Source organism: Pseudomonas sp. VS40 (assembly GCF_018587885.1).
GTDB lineage: Bacteria > Pseudomonadota > Gammaproteobacteria > Pseudomonadales > Pseudomonadaceae > Aquipseudomonas > Aquipseudomonas pergaminensis.
The window spans coordinates 617,435-633,472 of the sequence record NZ_JAGYWD010000004.1; the positions used below are offsets into that span (position 1 = coordinate 617,435).

Here is a 16,038-nt window from a genome sequence, read left to right on the forward strand (position 1 = left end):
TAAAAAACGCCGCGTTCTGTCTAGAAAGGCGGCGTCTGATTTTAGGGCAACTTCGCCACCCAGCGCGGGACAAGCCCGCTCACCACGAAAGCCTCCTGGACGTCTTCAGGCCAGGGCTTTTTCGATGGCCTGGACGATCGTCGGGTCATCTGGCGCGGTGCGCGGGGAGAAGCGTGCAAGCACTCGCCCATCCTTGCCCAACAGGAATTTTTCGAAGTTCCAGGTGATATCCCCAGGAAACTCGGCACCCTCGCCCGCCAGCAGGCGGTACAGCTGATGACGATCAGGCCCGTTGACCTCAAGCTTGCTGCCCAACGGGAAAGTCACCCCGTAGTTCAGGCTGCAGAACGCCTGGATCTCCTCCTCGGTCCCCGGCTCCTGGCCTGCAAACTGGTTGCACGGCAGGCCGAGCACGGTAAAGCCCTGGTCCTTGTACTGCTGGTAGAGGTTTTCGAGCGCGGCATATTGCGGGGTCAAGCCACATTTGGAGGCCACGTTGACCACCAGCACAACTTGCCCCTTGAAGGGCGCCAGCGGCAGCTCTTGTCCGTCCAAAGCTTTGAGTTTCAGGTCGTGGAAAGCACTCATGACGAACTCCAGATATCCCATGTTCTTCGCATTGCGGTGCTTCGAGATTACAACCCGCAAGCCTGCAATCATAGACGCCGATTGCAAAACTCGCCTGCGAGTTACTGAGCGGTCGGCCAGGGCAAAATCGGAATGGCCGTGACGGCATTCTGCGGGCTGCCTTCGATCAGGCGGTCGCTGTAGACCAGGTACACCAGGGTATTGCGCTTCTTGTCGAGGAAGCGCACCACCTGCATGGTCTTGAACACCAGCGAGGTGCGCTCCTTGAACACTTCGTCGCCGTCCTTGAGCTCACCCTTGAAGCGGATCGGGCCCACCTGACGGCAGGCGATCGACGCTTCGGCACGGTCTTCGGCCAGGCCCAGGCCACCTTTCACGCCGCCAGTCTTGGCGCGCGACAGGTAGCAGGTCACGCCGTCGACCTTGGGGTCGTCAAAGGCTTCAACAACGATTCGGTCGTTGGGGCCGACAAACTTGAACACCGTCGACACCTGACCGATTTCCTCGGCCGAGGCCAACAACGGCATGGTCAGCAGCAGGCCGAGCAATCCCTTCATGACACGCATTGTGTATTCCTTTGGTTAGACCAGGATCAGGTTATCGCGGTGAACCAGCTCCGGTTCGGCCATGTAACCCAAGAGTCCGACAATCGCATCGGACGATTGTCCAATGATTTTCTGTGCTTCGAGGGCGCTGTAGTTAGCCAGGCCACGGGCGATCTCACGACCGTCCGGCGCTACGCACACCACCATCTCGCCACGGCGGAAACTGCCCTGCACCAGCTTGACGCCCACCGGCAGCAGGCTCTTGTTGCCTTGGGACAACGCCGACACCGCCCCCTCGTCCAGCACCAGCGTGCCACGTGTTTGCAGATGACCGGCCAGCCACTGTTTGCGCGCCGCAAGCATGCCGCGTTCCGGCGACAGCAGCGTGCCGATGCGTTCACCGGCCTTGAGGCGGTCCAGCACGCGCTCAAGGCGCCCGCCGACGATGATGGTGTGCGCGCCGGAACGTGCGGCTAGGCGCGCTGCACGCAGTTTGGTCTGCATGCCGCCACGGCCCAGGGCACCGCCGACGCTGCCGGCCACAGCGTCCAGCGCCGGGTCATCGGCACGAGCCTCATAAATAAGCTGGGCATCGGGGTTGTTACGCGGGTCGGCGTCGAACATGCCGTCACGGTCGGTGAGGATCACCAACAGGTCGGCCTCCACCAGGTTGGCAACCAGGGCGGCCAGGGTGTCGTTGTCGCCGAAGCGGATTTCGTCGGTGACCACGGTGTCGTTCTCGTTGATCACCGGGATGACCTTGAGCTCGACCAGGGCGCGCAAGGTGCTGCGGGCATTGAGGTAGCGCTTGCGGTCGGACAGGTCGTCGTGGGTCAGCAGGATCTGCGCCGTGTGGCGGCCGTGCTCGGCGAAGCTGGATTCCCAGGCTTGCACCAGGCCCATCTGGCCGATGGCGGCGGCGGCTTGCAGTTCGTGCATCGCGCTGGGTCGCGCGGTCCAGCCGAGGCGGCTCATCCCGGCGGCAACCGCCCCGGACGACACCAGCACCAACTCAACACCGGCCTCATGCAAGGCCACCATCTGCTCGACCCAGACGCTCATGGCTGCGCGATCCAGCCCCTTGCCATCCGCCGTCAGCAACGCACTGCCGATCTTTACGACCCAGCGCTGCGCACCTGTCACTTTGCTCCGCATCATCTTCAACCTTAGATTGAGGGCTGCGCGACCCAGCGCGGCCCATAACGTTAAACCCGGATACTAAAACGCCGCTCTATAAGGAGCGGCGTTCAAGTTTATCGCAACGGATCAGTCACGCACGTAAATGATTTCCGGACCGTCTTCATCATCCACGTCTTCTTCGTCCCAATCATCGTCACCGATGTCGTGGACCGACTTCACGCCGCTGCGGCGCAAGGCACGCTGATCGTCCAGGGCCTGCAGCTGGGCGCGGGCTTCGTCTTCGATCTGCTGGTCGAGCTCGGCGAGTTCGGCCTTGAAAACCGGGTCGGCCGCCAGGCGATCGGCGCGGTCTTCCAAGTAACGCATGATGTCGCGGGTCAGGCGCTCGGTGCCTTCTTTGGCGATGGCCGAGATCACGTAGACCGGACCGGTCCATTCCAGGCGATCAACGATTTCCTTGACGCGCTCCTCGTGCTCTTCTTCGAGGATCTGGTCGCACTTGTTCAGCACCAGCCAACGATCACGCTCGGCCAGGGCCGGGCTGAACTTGGTCAGTTCGCTGACGATCACTTCGGCGGCGTCCGGTGCGCTGGTGTCATCCAGCGGCGCCATGTCTACGAGGTGCAGCAGCAAACGCGTACGCGCCAAGTGCTTGAGGAAGCGAATCCCCAGGCCGGCGCCATCGGAAGCGCCTTCGATCAGGCCGGGAATGTCGGCGATCACGAAGCTTTTCCAACGGTCGACGCTGACCACACCCAGGTTGGGTACCAGGGTGGTGAACGGGTAGTCGGCAACTTTCGGCTTGGCGGCCGACACCGAGCGGATGAAGGTACTTTTACCAGCGTTTGGCAGGCCCAGCAGGCCCACGTCGGCGAGTACTTTCATTTCCAGCTTGAGGTCACGCTGCTCGCCCGGCTTGCCTGGCGTCGTCTGGCGTGGCGCACGGTTGGTACTGGACTTGAATCGGGTGTTACCCAGACCGTGCCAGCCGCCCTGCACAACCATCAGCTTCTGGCCGGCCTTGGTCAGGTCGCCGATTACTTCCTGGGTCGCGGAGTCGATGATCGTGGTGCCGACCGGTACGCGCAGTACCAGGTCCTCGCCTTTTTTACCGGTGCAGTCGGTGCTGCCACCGTTGGAGCCACGCTCGGCATCAAAGTGCCGGGTGTAACGGTAGTCGACCAGGGTGTTGAGGTTCTCGTCGGCCATCATGTAGATGGAACCGCCGTCACCGCCGTCACCGCCGTTGGGGCCACCGTTTTCGATGAATTTTTCGCGACGGAAACTCATGCAACCGTTACCGCCGTCGCCTGCTTTTACTCGGATGGAAACTTCATCAACGAACTTCATAACAAAACGCCTCTCGCCGCACGGACGAGCTTAAGAAACCAAGACATAAGACTCTTGCAAAAATGAGCGCAGCGACCTCAATCAACGACCGCACATCCAGCGCTTGAGCCCATCACAAACAGCTTTGCAAGAGACTCACCCCACAAACGAAAAAGCCCCGTCGCAAGACAGGGCTTTTCCAGCGATCTCGCAATTAAGCTGCGACAACGCTCACGTAACGGCGGTTGAACGCGCCTTTTACTTCAAACTTGATCACGCCTTCGATTTTCGCGAAGAGGGTGTGATCTTTACCCATGCCTACACCGTAACCGGCGTGGAATTGGGTGCCGCGCTGACGCACGATGATGTTGCCCGGAATGATTTTCTGGCCGCCATACATCTTAACGCCAAGGCGTTTGGCTTCTGAGTCGCGACCGTTACGGGTACTACCACCAGCTTTTTTGTGTGCCATGAGTCAATTCTCCTAGTGAGGAATTAGGCTGAAATTAAGCCTGAATACCGGTGATTTTGATCTCGGTGTACCACTGGCGGTGGCCCATACGCTTCATGTGGTGCTTACGACGACGGAACTTGATGATGCGGACTTTATCGTGACGACCTTGGGAGATCACTTCAGCCACAACGGTAGCGCCAGCAACAACTGGAGCGCCGATGTTCACGTCATCGCCATTGGCGACCAACAGAACGCGATCAAAAGTAACGGATTCGCCGGTAGCGACTTCCAGTTTTTCGATCTTCAGGTATTCACCTGGGGCGACTTTGTATTGCTTGCCACCAGTAACAATTACTGCGTACGACATGGTATTTCTCCGATAATCCTGCTCACCCAGCGCTTTATAAGAAGAGGTATTGGCTGGCATGGCTGCATGGGATGGACGTCCCGAATGCAATTGCGTAAGGCAGGTGCTGCCCAGGAAGTTCAGGGTGCGCGATTGTACGCAAGGCAACGGGGTGTTGCAAGAGGCCGTCTATCGCGCCTTGACACTACGGGGCCTGGGTCCTAGCATGCCGCGCAACCCTTCTGGAGCGACTGTCGCTGATGCAACCCCAAGCTTTCTACCGCGCGGTCGCGGACGATTTTAGCGCCGTCGACGGCATCATCAAGCAGCAGCTGACGTCTAAAGTGCCGCTGGTCTCCAAAATTGGCGACTATATTACGTCGGCGGGCGGTAAACGCCTGCGTCCTTTATTAGTGCTGCTGTGCGGCAAGGCCCTGGGTCGCGAAGGCGATGACCTGCGCCTGCTGGCGGCCACTATCGAATTCCTGCACACCGCCACCCTGCTGCATGACGACGTGGTCGACATGTCCGGCATGCGCCGTGGCCGCGAGACCGCCAACGCCATGTGGGGCAACGCACCCAGCGTGCTGGTGGGTGACTTCCTGTACTCGCGCTCGTTCGAAATGATGGTTGAACTCGGCTCGATGCCGGTGATGAAGATTCTTTCACAGGCCACCCGCATCATCGCCGAGGGCGAAGTGTTGCAACTGTCGAAGGTCCGCGACGCCAGCACCACCGAAGAAACCTATATGGAAGTGATTCGCGGCAAAACCGCGATGCTCTTCGAAGCCTCCACCCACAGCGCCGCTGCGCTGTGCGGCGCTACGGCCGAACAGGCCGAAGCCCTGCGCACCTTTGGTGACCACCTGGGCGTGGCGTTCCAACTGGTCGACGACCTGCTCGACTACAAGGGCGACGCCGAAACCCTGGGCAAGAACGTCGGTGACGACCTGGCCGAAGGCAAGCCGACCTTGCCGCTGATCTACACCATGCGCGAAGGCACGCCGGAACAGGCTGCCCTGGTGCGCAAGGCGATCCAGAAAGGCGGGATCGAAGACCTGGAGGCCATCCGTGCCGCTGTCGAAGCGTCGGGCTCCCTGGAGTACACCGCGCAACTGGCACGCGACTACGTGGCCCGTGCAATCAAATGCCTGGAAGCCCTCCCCGCCAGCGAATACCGGGATGCCCTGGTTGAGCTGAGTGAGTTTGCGGTCGCGCGTACTCACTGATCCCGCACTGATTAATGTGGGAACTGGCGTGCCTGCGATGACGGTAGTGAACTCACCATCGCTATCGCAGGCAAGCCAGCTCCCACGTTTAAAGCGCATTACCAACTGAGCGCCCGCGCTCGCCGCAAAACCCTATATAATGTGCGACTTTTAGCCATCCTGACTCTCAAGGAGCTTTAGTGAGCACGTTGCCACCCTGCCCGAAATGCAATTCCGAATACACCTACGAAGACGGCGCCCAGCTGATCTGCCCGGAATGCGCCCATGAGTGGTCCGCCAATGGCGAGGCCGAAGCAGCCAGCGACGACACCGTGAAGAAAGATTCTGTGGGCAACGTCCTGCAGGACGGCGACACCATCACCGTGATCAAGGACCTCAAGGTCAAGGGCACTTCCCTGGTCGTCAAAGTGGGCACCAAGGTCAAGAACATCCGCCTGTGCGACGGCGACCACGATATCGATTGCAAGATCGACGGTATCGGCCCGATGAAGCTCAAGTCTGAGTTCGTGCGCAAAGTCTGAACCTGCTACCTCCATCCCGCGCCCGCCGCGGGATGGCGTTTCGCCCTCTCCATTGATCGAACGCAATATCCACACAGAAAAAACCAGAAACCGCCAATAGGCACTTGCTATTCTACGAATAAGAATTATTCTCATTGAAACCCATCAAGGAGATGCGACCCATGACTTATTTGATAGATGCCTGGCTGGACCGCCCACACCCTTACCTGCGGATCCTGCATCGGGAAACCGGCGAAGTCTGTGCGGTACTGGAAGAAGAAGCGCTGAACGAATTGCAGGACCAAGGCGACCTGGACGTCAACGGGCTGAGCTCGAGTGAACCTGGGGTGTTGAAGGAGGTGGTGCGTAATCTGTTTCTGTTTTGCTATGCCCGAGCGTTGCGCCCGGCGACAGAGCTGAATGGCAAGTTCCATCCATGAGCGAGGTTGAATGCACCTGCTTTATGTGGGAGCTGGCTTGCCTGCGATGGCATCAACTCGGTAAGACATCGGACCGAGTCGCCGGCATCGCGGGCAAGCCCGGCTCCCACATAAAGCCAGGCGCAGTAATCAGCAGGTCTTACAGAACGTCGAGCAGCTCGACGTCGAACACCAGGACGCTGTGCGGCGGGATGCTGCCAACGCCTTGAGCGCCGTAGGCCAGTTCGCTCGGCACGTACAGGCGCCATTTGCTGCCGGCATTCATCAGTTGCAGGGCTTCGGTCCAACCGGCGATCACGCCGCCTACCGGGAATTCTGCAGGCTGGCCGCGCTCGTAGGAGCTATCGAACACAGTGCCGTCGATCAGGGTGCCGTGGTAGTGAGTACGCACTTGGTCTTCACGGGTCGGCTTGGCGCCATCACCTGCGGTCAGCACTTCGAATTGCAGGCCGGAAGCCAGGGTAGTGATGCCATCACGCTTGGCGTTTTCAGCCAGGAACGCCAGGCCAGCGCCTGCCGCTGCTTCAGCCTTGGCAGCCGCTTCGGCTTGCATGATTTCGCGGATCACCTTGAAGCTGGCAGCCATTTGCTCTTGGTCTACGCGGCTTGGCTGGCCGGCGAACGCATCGGTCAGGCCGGCCAGGATCGCGTCCAGGCTGACGCCCGGTGGTGGGTTGTCGCGCAGTTGGTCGCCCAACTGACGGCCGATACCGTAGCTGACGCGGGTTTCGTCGGTGGACAGATTAACTTCGGACATGAAGAGGCTCCGCTGTAGGACAACACTGGTTTCCCCGTGCTACCCAAAACTAAAAGGGCCAGCAGACTAGCACACAAGCCCCGCCCATGATCAGCCCCCTCCACGGCCACTGCGCTAGCGCACTTTGTCATCCGGGACAAAATAGCATTTCAGATTCACCTCCTGCCGCCGATACAGCCCTACACAGCAGCTGGCTCCAAAATCAATAACCGTCCAGCACACCCCATCATTCTTGCGGAGCATTCGATGAATAGCTGGTTCGGTAACATCAGCGTCAACCTCAAACTGGGACTGGGCTTCGGCCTGGTACTGGTCCTCACATCTATTCTGGCACTCACTGGCTGGACCAGCCTGGGCGGCCTGATCGACCGTAGCAACTGGATGAGCGACATCACCCAGCTCAACGCGTCGCTGACCAAACTGCGCATCGTGCGCCTGCAATACATGCTCGCCAACGGCGACGAAGCCGTGGCCCAGAACGTACAGACCAACCTGGATGCCTTCGCTGCCCAGCAACAAAATCTCCTGGACAGCTTCAAGAGCCCGGAGAACCTCAAGCTGCTCAATGAGCAGAAATCCATCATCACCGCTTACCAGCAATCGCTGAACAAAATGCGCGAGGCTTACCGTAACGGCAATGCCTCGCGCCAGGTGATGGGCGACAAGGCCGATATCGCCAACGCACAAATCGACGCGTTGGAAGCCAGCGTGAAGCAAATGCCCGACAGCTCGGAGCACCTGGCCCAGTTCCAGGCCGTGGCCGACGCCAAGATGCAGTTCCAGTTGGCCCGCTACGAAGTGCGCGGCTACACCGGTAACGTCAACCCGGAGACCGAAGCGCGCGCCGCCGCACAGATTGAAAAAGCCATCGCCGGCTTGAAAGGCCTCAGCACCGCCTTTGGCGCCAGCCAGCAAAGCGCACTGACCGCCCTGGAAACGGCTCTGGGTGCCTATCGCAGCGCCGTGCAGAACTACAAGGCAGCCAACGCCAACATCGTCACCGCCCGTGCCGAGATGACCACCCAAGGTGCCGATATCGTCACCATCAGCGACAAGCTGTACGAGATCCAACTGACTCGCCGCGACACCGAAAGCGCCCAGGCCCGTAGCCTGCAGTTGATCAGCACATTGCTGGCCCTGCTGGTGGGCATCATCGCCGCACTGGTCATCACCCGCCAGATCACTCGCCCGATCCAGGACACTCTGGCCGTGGTGGAGCGCATTGCCTCCGGTGACTTGAGCCACAACATCCAGGTCACGCGCCGGGACGAACTGGGTGTGCTGCAACAAGGCATCCAGCGCATGGGCACCACCCTGCGCGAGTTGATCAGCGGCATCCGCGACGGCGTGACCCAGATCGCCAGCGCCGCCGAAGAGTTGTCGGCCGTGACCGAGCAAACCAGCGCCGGCGTCAACAGCCAGAAGATCGAGACCGATCAGGTCGCTACGGCGATGCACGAAATGACCGCCACGGTGCAGGAAGTCGCCCGTAACGCCGAGCAAGCCTCACTGGCGGCAGCCGATGCCGACGGGCAAGCCCGCGCAGGCGACAAGGTGGTGGCTGAGGCCATCGCCCAGATCGAGCGCCTGGCCGCTGAAGTGGCACGTTCCACCGACGCCATGACCCACCTGCAACAAGAGAGCAACAAGATCGGCAGCGTGATGGACGTGATCAAGGCCGTGGCCGAACAGACCAACCTGCTGGCCCTCAACGCAGCGATTGAAGCAGCGCGTGCCGGTGAAGCCGGTCGTGGATTTGCTGTGGTGGCTGACGAAGTGCGCGGCCTGGCCCAGCGCACGCAGAAATCCACCGAGGAAATCGAAGGCCTGGTTGCCGGCTTGCAGAACGGTACCCAGCAAGTGGCCAATGTGATGAACAACAGCCGCAGCCTCACCGACAGCAGTGTCGAGCTGACGCGCAAGGCGGGTGTGTCGCTGGAGAACATCACCCGAACCGTGTCGAATATCCAGTCGATGAACCAGCAGATCGCCGCCGCCGCCGAGCAGCAAAGCGCCGTGGCTGAAGAGATCAGCCGCAGCATTGTGAATGTGCGGGATGTGTCGGAGCAGACCGCTACGGCGAGTGACGAGACGGCCAAGTCGAGTGTTGAACTGGCGCGGTTGGGGAGCCAATTGCAGCAGATGGTCAGTCATTTCCGAGTGTAATAAAACGCCTGAAAACCCTTCATGTCGGTCATCGTTCGGTCTTGGCGTGGTGACATGACCAGCGTTAATATCGGCTTGCAGGTCGAATGCGCCGTTTGAGATCGCAACCCCAGCCACTAACTGGGTTTGCAAAAAAAACCGCCCTACCAAGGCGGTTTTTTTTGCCTGCGATTTACCCCTCAGCCCTCGCCTTCCTCGACAAACACCACGCGGTTCCCAAACGGGTCCTTGATGCTCATCTCCCGCGATCCCCAAGGCGTTTCCTCAACCCCGGGCTTGGCATACCGATAGTCCTTGCTCGCCAACTGCTGCTGATAGGCGTCCACGCCTTGCGCCTGAATTCGCACCGCCGCACCCGGCGAGGCATCACCATGATGCTCCGTCAGGTGCAACACACAGTCGCCCAACGACACCTGCAGATACAGCGGAAAATTGGCCTCGAAACGATGCTGCCAATCCACCTTGAATCCCAGGAAGTCGACGTAGAATTCCAACGCCTTGGCCTCGTCGAAGATCCGCAAGATGGGGGTGACTTTTCCTAAGTGCATGGCAACCGCTCCGTCTAAATAAGCGTCCACTATAGAGACGAAAACCCCCGACGCAAATCCCCACTGCGCGCCAGGAACCGACCCGGCCGCTGACCATTCGCCTGCCCGTCGCTGTAGCTCAACACCCCGTTGACCCACACCCCATCGATGCCCTCGGCCGCGCGTTGCGGTTCCTTGAAATCCGCCACATCGCGCACGCGCAACGGGTCGAACAACACCAGGTCGGCCCAGTGCCCTTCGCGGATTTCACCCCGCTCCGCCAGGCCAAAACGCGCGGCAGAAAGGCCCGTCATCTTGTGCACGGCGGTATGCAATGGGAACAACCCGACATCGCGGCTGAAATGCCCCAATACCCGTGGAAATGCACCCCACAAGCGTGGATGTGGAAACGGGTCCTCGGGCAACCCATCCGACCCGACCATCGACAACGGATGCGCCAGGATCCGTCGCACATCCGTTTCATCCATCCCGTAGTACACCGCCCCTGCCGGTTGTAGCCGCCGTGCGGCGTCCATCAACGAAACATCCCACTCAGCGGCAATATCCTGCAAATCGCGCCCGCCCATCGCCGGGTGCGGCGTCGACCAGGTGATGGTGATCCGAAAGGCGTCAGTCACCTGCTTGAGATCCAGGGTCGAAGAACTCGCCGCATAGGGGTAGCAATCACACCCCACGGGATGGGTTTTAGCCGCCAGTTCCAACGACGCCAACAGCTGCGGACTGCGCCCCCAGTTACCGGCGCCGGCACATTTGAGGTGGGAAATGATCACCGGCGCCTTGGCATGCCGGCCGATCATGAACGCCTCGTCCATCGCCTCAAGCACCGGCTCGAATTCACTGCGCAAATGGGTGGTGTACACCGCGCCGAATGCGGTGAGTACCTCACTCAGTTGCAGCACTTCATCGGTCTCGGCGTTGAATGCGCTGGCGTAGGCCAGGCCAGTAGATAAACCGAGGGCGCCGGCTTCGAGGCTCTCGTGCAACTGCGCGCGCATGGCGGCGATTTCATCCGCCGAGGCGGTGCGATGCAGGTCGTCCATATGGTTGCTGCGCAACGCGGTATGGCCGATCAACGCCGCGACGTTCACCGCCGGATGCGCGTTCTCCACCGCCGCACGGTAATCGGCAAACCGCGGGTAACTGAACGCCTCACGCGTACCCAACAGGTTCATCGGGTCTGGCGGATCACTGCGCAAGCTCACCGGCGACGCACTGATGCCGCAGTTGCCGACAACCACCGTGGTCACGCCCTGACTGAGCTTGGGCAGCATCTGCGGATGGCGGATCACCACCGTGTCATCGTGGGTGTGCACGTCGATAAAACCCGGCGCCAGCACGCGCCCCGCCGCTTCAACTTCATGCTCGGCCACAGCCGCCGACAAATCGCCAATCGTCGCGATGCGACCATCGCGCAATCCCACATCGGCCACATAGCCCGGGGTGTTGCTGCCATCAATGATCAGCGCCTGGCGTATCAGCGTGTCGTACTTCATATCAGTCTCCAAGCGGCAGGCTGTCTGGGCCTCCGCGATAATCGTCCAGGGCCAGCTTGATGCGGCGCAGGCGTTCCTGGTTGTCGTCCGGCAGGGCCAGCGCCAGCTCAGTGGCGAGCAGGTCGATGGCCAGCAGCATGCCGTAGCGGGCCGCCGTGGGTTTGTAGATAAAACTGGTTTCGGCCGGTTGCAGGGGCAGCAGTACATCCGCCAACTGCGCCAAGGGCGAATCCGCCAGGGTGATGGCGACAATGCGCGCGTCGTAATTGCGCGCCAGTTCCACCACGTCCAGCAGCTCCGGGGTCAGGCCGGTCAACGAACACACGATCAGCGCATGCTCCGGCCCCAAGGTGGCGGCCGTGACACGCATCATCACCGGGTCATGACTGGCAGCAATCGGATAGCCCAGGCGTACCAGGCGCACCTGCAGCTCGTCGCTGCACAGGCTCGATGGGCCGCCCATGCCGAATGCGTGGATCATCCGCGCCTTGCCCAACAGGTGGACCGCATCGATGAAGCTCGCCTGGTTGAACCCCGACAAGTGTTGACGCAAGGTCGCTTCGATATCCCCCAGGATCTGCCGATGAAACGCCGACTGCTCCGGCAACCCCGCAGGGTCGAGGAAGCGACTGCCCACCCCACTCGCCTGGGCCAATTGCAGGCGCAGGTCGCGCAAGTCCCGGCAACCGACGCTGCGCGCGAACCGCGACAAGGTGGCCGTGCTGACCTCGGCCCGTTGGGACAATTCTTCCAGGCTGGCCGACGCGGCAAATCCCACATCATCAAGCATCAGCTTGGCGATACGCCCTTCGCCGGCGCTGAACGAATCCTGGCGGGCGCGGATCTGGTAGAGAATGTCCATGGGGTCTCCGGGTTACAAATGAGGCTCATAAAACAAGAGACAGGCCGTAGGTGAGACCGAAGGCCACCACAGAAATCAAAGTCTCCAGCACGGTCCAGGTCTTGAAGGTCTGGATCACCGTCATATTGAAGTATTCCTTGATCAGCCAGAAGCCGCCGTCATTGACGTGGGAAAAGATCACCGAGCCCGCACCGGTGGCCAGCACCAGCAATTCGGGGTGTGGATAACCCAGGCCCATGGCGACCGGCGCCACCACGCCGGACGCGGTGGTCATGGCAACGGTCGCCGAGCCCGTGGCAATACGCATCAACGCGGCAAACAGCCAACCCATCACCAGTGGCGACAAGTGGAACGCGTGGGCCAGGCCCAGAATTTCGTTAGTTACACCGGCGTCCACCAGGATCCGGTTCAAGCCGCCCCCCGCCCCCACCAGCAAGGTGATACTCGCGGTCGGCGCCAGGCATTCATTGGTGAACTTGAGGATCGACTCGCGGTTGAAGCCCTGCGCGATCCCCAAGGTCCAGAAGCTCACCAATGTCGCCACCAGCAGCGCAATCACCGAGTTGCCGATAAACAGCAGGAACTGGTTGAAGCCGGTACCGGGCGTGGAGATCACGTTGGCCCAACCGCCGATCATCATCAGCACCACCGGCAACAGGATGGTGCCCATGGTCAGAGTGAAACTTGGCAAGCGTGTACGCGGCTCGCGCTCGATGAACTGACGTTCCAGCGGGTTCTCCGCTGGCAGGTGAATGCGCGGCACGATGAATTTGGCATAGACCGGGCCGGCAATGATCGCCGTAGGAATGCCGATCAGAATCGCATACAGCACGGTCTGCCCCACCGACGCGTTATACGCCAGCACCGCCATCATCGCCGCCGGGTGCGGTGGTACCAGCGCATGCACCACCGACAGACCGGCGACCATCGGCAAACCGACCATCAGGATCGACACGCCCACCCGCCGTGCCACGGTAAAGGCGATCGGCACCAGCAACACAAAACCGACTTCGAAAAACAGCGGCAGCCCCACCAGGAAGGCGATGCACACCATGGCCCAGTGCGCGTTGCGCTCGCCAAACCGATTAATCAAGGTGCGCGCCACCTGCTCGGCACCGCCGGACTCGGCCATCATCTTGCCCAGCATGGTACCCAGCGCCACGACCAGGGCGATATGCCCCAGGGTCTTGCCGACGCCTGCTTCGTAGGAACCCATGATGGTGTCCGCCGGCATCCCGGCCATCAGCGCCAGGCCAATGGATACCAGGGTGATGACGATAAACGGATTGAGCCGGTAACGTGCAATCAGCACGATCAAAGCAATGATGGCGATGGCAGCGTATGCCAATAGCCCGAAGCCCGGTGATGCGGCCATGCGGTACTCCTCGGAAAGGGTCACGTCGAATTGGTTGTGAAACTCATAAATCATTACCAAGGAGTATTTTCAAATTTTATGAAAGTAATTTTCGCCCTCGGACAAGCGCTGTCGCGCTGGGGTATGCCCGACAGGTGTGGATGAAAATTCGAGGGGTGTTCTTACATGAAGATCAGACGATGCCGGAAACTCAACGGGCGCCATTGAGTCTTAGAATGCGCCCCCACTCATGCCCAGGAAAACCGACCATGATTCGCACCTCCCTTGCCGCCAGTGCCCTGTTTCTTGCCCTGTGCGGCACGGCCTCGGCCGCCGATAACGCCGCCCTGAAAAAATGCATGGACAGCGCCAACACAACCGCCGACATGGTCAGTTGCAACGCCAAGGAAGCCAAGGTGCAGGACGCGCGCCTGAACAGGGCCTACAAGACCGCCCTCGCCGCCCAGGAAGGCGCGCGCAAGCAGCAACTGCAGGACGTTCAGCGCCTGTGGATAAAATACCGTGACGCCAATTGCGGCTTCGCCGGCTCTGCCACCGGCGGCACCATCGACCAGGTCAACGGCTCCGGCTGCGTGCTGGACATGACCCAGACCCGCGCCCAGGAACTCGAAGACCTGGTCGGGCCATAAACGCCCCCTGTGGGACCCGGCTTGCCGGCGATGGCGATCCCGAAACCGCCATCACCCCAAGGTCAGTCGTGATGAACCTTGGCCCGCTTGAGCAACTTCTTGCAGCGCTCCGACAGATGCAGCACCCGCAGGTGCTTGCCGGCCTTGCTGTAACGCTCACGCAGGGTCATCAGCGCAGCAATTGCTGAGTAATCGACAAAGCTCAAGTGACGGCAATCCAGCGTCACCTGGGCCGGGTCGTTGGCCGGGTCGAATTGATTCAGAAACGGCGTGGTCGAAGCGAAGAACAGGGTGCCATGCAGACGGTAAAGCTTGCTGCCATCGGCCTCCATATGCTCATCCGCATACAGCTCCCGCGCTTGTTGCCAGGCGAAATTCAGCGCTGCAATCACGATGCCGCACAGCACTGCGGTGGCCAGGTCGGTGAACACGGTGATGACCGTCACCGCAATGATCACCAGCACGTCATTGAGCGGCACCTTGTTGATCACCCGCAGCGACGCCCAGGCGAAGGTCTGCTGTGACACCACAAACATCACGCCCACCAGCGCCGCCAGCGGAATCCGCTCGATCAACGGCGACAGGAACAAAATGAACAACAGGATCATCACCCCGGCGAACACCCCGGAGAAACGCCCGCGCCCGCCGGAACTGAGGTTGATCACCGTCTGCCCGATCATCGCGCAGCCGCCCATGCCGCCGAACAGGCCCGAGACCATGTTCGCGGCACCCAGCGCCACGCTTTCGCGGTCGGGGTAGCCACGGCTCTCAGTGATTTCATCGGTGAGGTTGAGCGTCAGTAGGGTTTCCAGCAGGCCGACCATCGCCATCAGGAACGCGTAGGGGGCGATGATGCCCAGGGTTTCCAGGGTCCATGGAACCTGCGGCAGCGCGAAGGTCGGCAGGCCGCCGGCGATGTGGGCCATGTCGCCCAGCGTGCGAGTGGGCAGGCCGAGCAGGTACACCGCCAGGCCCACGCCGAGGATCGCCACCAATGCAGGCGGCACGGCGCGCGTGATGCGTGGCAACAGGTAGACGATGGCCATGGTCACCAGCACCAACCCGGTCATCACGTACAGCGGCGTGCCACTGAGCCAGTGTTCACCGCTCTTGAAATGCTCCAATTGCGCCAGGGCAATGATGATCGCCAGGCCATTCACGAACCCTAGCATTACCGGGTGCGGCACCATGCGTACCAGCTTGCCCAGGCGCAGCAGGCCGAAGGCGACCATGATCAACCCGCCCAGCAACACCGTGGCCAGCAGGTATTCCACACCGTGTTGCACCACCAGCGCCACGATCACCACGGCCATTGAGCCCGCTGCACCGGACACCATGCCGGGGCGACCGCCAAACAAAGCCGTAAGGGTGCAGATGATGAAAGCGCCGTAGAGCCCCATCAGCGGGTTGAGGTGGGCCACCAGGGCAAAAGCGATGCATTCGGGCAGCAGCGCAAAAGACGTGGTGAGGCCGGCCAGGGCATCGGCGCGCAGACGGGTGAGATTCATGAGGTACCAGGGCATTGCGGGGGATAAGGCGGGGAATGGTACGGAATTGAGGGGAATGGGGCTAGTCTCGAAGACCGTATCGTCCCCTTCGCGAGCAAGCCCGCTCCCACATTTGACCGAGTTCCAGCT

General features: G+C 60.9%; 17 protein-coding genes and 1 pseudogene. 6 read left to right on the top strand and 12 right to left on the bottom strand.

Annotation, left to right across the window (positions count from 1 at the left end; all coding sequences use genetic code 11):
• Positions 1–105 precede the first annotated feature (105 nt).
• The 6 genes from KHP07_RS15645 to rplU all read right to left on the bottom strand — a co-directional run bounded on the left by KHP07_RS15645 (position 106) and on the right by rplU (position 4,423).
• Positions 106–588, bottom strand: a complete 483-nt coding sequence (locus KHP07_RS15645; RefSeq protein ID WP_078050157.1) for a glutathione peroxidase — start codon at positions 586–588, stop codon at positions 106–108.
• Positions 589–689: 101 nt separating this feature from the next.
• The gene (locus tag KHP07_RS15650) at positions 690–1,154 is read right to left on the bottom strand and encodes a CreA family protein (RefSeq protein WP_214497464.1); all 465 of its coding nucleotides are present in this window, start codon (positions 1,152–1,154) and stop codon (positions 690–692) included.
• Positions 1,155–1,169: 15 nt separating this feature from the next.
• On the bottom strand, positions 1,170–2,288 hold the full coding sequence (gene proB, locus KHP07_RS15655) for a glutamate 5-kinase (RefSeq protein ID WP_005791305.1): 1,119 nt from the start codon (positions 2,286–2,288) through the stop codon (positions 1,170–1,172).
• Positions 2,289–2,399: 111 nt separating this feature from the next.
• Positions 2,400–3,623: an Obg family GTPase CgtA gene (cgtA, locus tag KHP07_RS15660; RefSeq protein ID WP_078050158.1), complete on the bottom strand. Its 1,224-nt coding sequence runs from the start codon at positions 3,621–3,623 to the stop codon at positions 2,400–2,402.
• Positions 3,624–3,816: 193 nt separating this feature from the next.
• Positions 3,817–4,074 carry a 50S ribosomal protein L27 gene (rpmA, locus tag KHP07_RS15665; RefSeq protein ID WP_003176049.1) on the bottom strand — a complete coding sequence of 86 codons (258 nt, stop codon included), beginning with the start codon at positions 4,072–4,074 and terminating at the stop codon, positions 3,817–3,819.
• A 34-nt stretch (positions 4,075–4,108) separates the two neighbouring features.
• Complete coding sequence (rplU, locus tag KHP07_RS15670) at positions 4,109–4,423, bottom strand: 50S ribosomal protein L21 (RefSeq protein ID WP_007950961.1); 315 nt, start codon at positions 4,421–4,423, stop codon at positions 4,109–4,111.
• 239 nt (positions 4,424–4,662) lie between these two features.
• Here rplU and KHP07_RS15675 point away from each other — a divergent pair, with 239 nt between their 5' ends.
• From KHP07_RS15675 to KHP07_RS15685, 3 genes are all read left to right on the top strand, one after another.
• A complete protein-coding gene (locus KHP07_RS15675) occupies positions 4,663–5,631 on the top strand; it encodes a polyprenyl synthetase family protein (protein WP_057724030.1) in 969 nt (322 codons plus the stop codon).
• A gap of 179 nt (positions 5,632–5,810) precedes the next feature.
• Positions 5,811–6,152: a zinc ribbon domain-containing protein YjdM gene (locus KHP07_RS15680; RefSeq protein WP_078050159.1), complete on the top strand. Its 342-nt coding sequence runs from the start codon at positions 5,811–5,813 to the stop codon at positions 6,150–6,152.
• Between the two features lie 161 nt (positions 6,153–6,313).
• The gene (locus tag KHP07_RS15685; protein WP_003194088.1) at positions 6,314–6,571 is read left to right on the top strand and encodes a PA4570 family protein; all 258 of its coding nucleotides are present in this window, start codon (positions 6,314–6,316) and stop codon (positions 6,569–6,571) included.
• Positions 6,572–6,710: 139 nt separating this feature from the next.
• Here the strand turns inward: KHP07_RS15685 and bamJ are convergent, their stop codons facing one another.
• Positions 6,711–7,328 carry a BamJ family beta-barrel-assembly machinery protein gene (gene bamJ / locus KHP07_RS15690; protein ID WP_078050160.1) on the bottom strand — a complete coding sequence of 206 codons (618 nt, stop codon included), beginning with the start codon at positions 7,326–7,328 and terminating at the stop codon, positions 6,711–6,713.
• A gap of 381 nt (positions 7,329–7,709) precedes the next feature.
• Here bamJ and KHP07_RS29930 point away from each other — a divergent pair.
• Positions 7,710–8,639, top strand: a pseudogene (locus KHP07_RS29930) (methyl-accepting chemotaxis protein); the annotation flags it as partial.
• A complete protein-coding gene (locus KHP07_RS29935; protein ID WP_370636473.1) occupies positions 8,631–9,494 on the top strand; it encodes a methyl-accepting chemotaxis protein in 864 nt (287 codons plus the stop codon). The pseudogene KHP07_RS29930 and the gene KHP07_RS29935, both read left to right, overlap by 9 nt.
• A 179-nt stretch (positions 9,495–9,673) precedes the next feature.
• On the opposite strand, the gene KHP07_RS15700 is transcribed toward KHP07_RS29935, so the two are convergent.
• The 4 genes from KHP07_RS15700 to KHP07_RS15715 are packed head-to-tail and all read right to left on the bottom strand — an operon-like array spanning position 9,674 to position 13,772.
• Complete coding sequence (locus KHP07_RS15700; RefSeq protein ID WP_078050162.1) at positions 9,674–10,042, bottom strand: glyoxalase superfamily protein; 369 nt, start codon at positions 10,040–10,042, stop codon at positions 9,674–9,676.
• Positions 10,043–10,071: 29 nt separating this feature from the next.
• Complete coding sequence (locus KHP07_RS15705; protein ID WP_214497465.1) at positions 10,072–11,535, bottom strand: N-acyl-D-amino-acid deacylase family protein; 1,464 nt, start codon at positions 11,533–11,535, stop codon at positions 10,072–10,074.
• A 1-nt stretch (position 11,536) separates the two neighbouring features.
• Entirely contained in the window at positions 11,537–12,397 is an 861-nt protein-coding gene (locus KHP07_RS15710; protein WP_078050164.1) for a MurR/RpiR family transcriptional regulator, read from the bottom strand.
• 25 nt (positions 12,398–12,422) lie between these two features.
• Positions 12,423–13,772, bottom strand: coding sequence for a GntT/GntP/DsdX family permease (locus KHP07_RS15715; RefSeq protein WP_099492621.1), 1,350 nt, complete (start codon positions 13,770–13,772; stop codon positions 12,423–12,425).
• A 248-nt stretch (positions 13,773–14,020) separates the two neighbouring features.
• On the opposite strand from KHP07_RS15715, the gene KHP07_RS15720 reads away from it, so the two are divergent.
• A complete protein-coding gene (locus KHP07_RS15720; RefSeq protein ID WP_078050165.1) occupies positions 14,021–14,401 on the top strand; it encodes a lysozyme inhibitor LprI family protein in 381 nt (126 codons plus the stop codon).
• A 62-nt stretch (positions 14,402–14,463) separates the two neighbouring features.
• On the opposite strand, the gene KHP07_RS15725 is transcribed toward KHP07_RS15720, so the two are convergent.
• A complete protein-coding gene (locus tag KHP07_RS15725) occupies positions 14,464–15,909 on the bottom strand; it encodes a SulP family inorganic anion transporter (protein WP_078050166.1) in 1,446 nt (481 codons plus the stop codon).
• Between the last annotated feature and the right edge of the window lie 129 nt (positions 15,910–16,038).

Coding starts and splice junctions, on each gene's coding strand:
- KHP07_RS15685 (WP_003194088.1), top strand. CDS start 6,314: ATGACTTATTTGATAGATGCCTGGCTGGACCGCCCACACCCTTACCTG.
- KHP07_RS15720 (WP_078050165.1), top strand. CDS start 14,021: ATGATTCGCACCTCCCTTGCCGCCAGTGCCCTGTTTCTTGCCCTGTGC.
- KHP07_RS15710 (WP_078050164.1), bottom strand. CDS start 12,397: ATGGACATTCTCTACCAGATCCGCGCCCGCCAGGATTCGTTCAGCGCC.
- KHP07_RS15650 (WP_214497464.1), bottom strand. CDS start 1,154: ATGCGTGTCATGAAGGGATTGCTCGGCCTGCTGCTGACCATGCCGTTG.
- KHP07_RS15725 (WP_078050166.1), bottom strand. CDS start 15,909: ATGAATCTCACCCGTCTGCGCGCCGATGCCCTGGCCGGCCTCACCACG.
- cgtA (WP_078050158.1), bottom strand. CDS start 3,623: ATGAAGTTCGTTGATGAAGTTTCCATCCGAGTAAAAGCAGGCGACGGC.
- KHP07_RS15705 (WP_214497465.1), bottom strand. CDS start 11,535: ATGAAGTACGACACGCTGATACGCCAGGCGCTGATCATTGATGGCAGC.
- proB (WP_005791305.1), bottom strand. CDS start 2,288: ATGCGGAGCAAAGTGACAGGTGCGCAGCGCTGGGTCGTAAAGATCGGC.
- KHP07_RS15700 (WP_078050162.1), bottom strand. CDS start 10,042: ATGCACTTAGGAAAAGTCACCCCCATCTTGCGGATCTTCGACGAGGCC.
- KHP07_RS15645 (WP_078050157.1), bottom strand. CDS start 588: ATGAGTGCTTTCCACGACCTGAAACTCAAAGCTTTGGACGGACAAGAG.
- KHP07_RS29935 (WP_370636473.1), top strand. CDS start 8,631: ATGGGCACCACCCTGCGCGAGTTGATCAGCGGCATCCGCGACGGCGTG.
- KHP07_RS15715 (WP_099492621.1), bottom strand. CDS start 13,772: ATGGCCGCATCACCGGGCTTCGGGCTATTGGCATACGCTGCCATCGCC.
- bamJ (WP_078050160.1), bottom strand. CDS start 7,328: ATGTCCGAAGTTAATCTGTCCACCGACGAAACCCGCGTCAGCTACGGT.
- KHP07_RS15675 (WP_057724030.1), top strand. CDS start 4,663: ATGCAACCCCAAGCTTTCTACCGCGCGGTCGCGGACGATTTTAGCGCC.
- rplU (WP_007950961.1), bottom strand. CDS start 4,423: ATGTCGTACGCAGTAATTGTTACTGGTGGCAAGCAATACAAAGTCGCC.
- rpmA (WP_003176049.1), bottom strand. CDS start 4,074: ATGGCACACAAAAAAGCTGGTGGTAGTACCCGTAACGGTCGCGACTCA.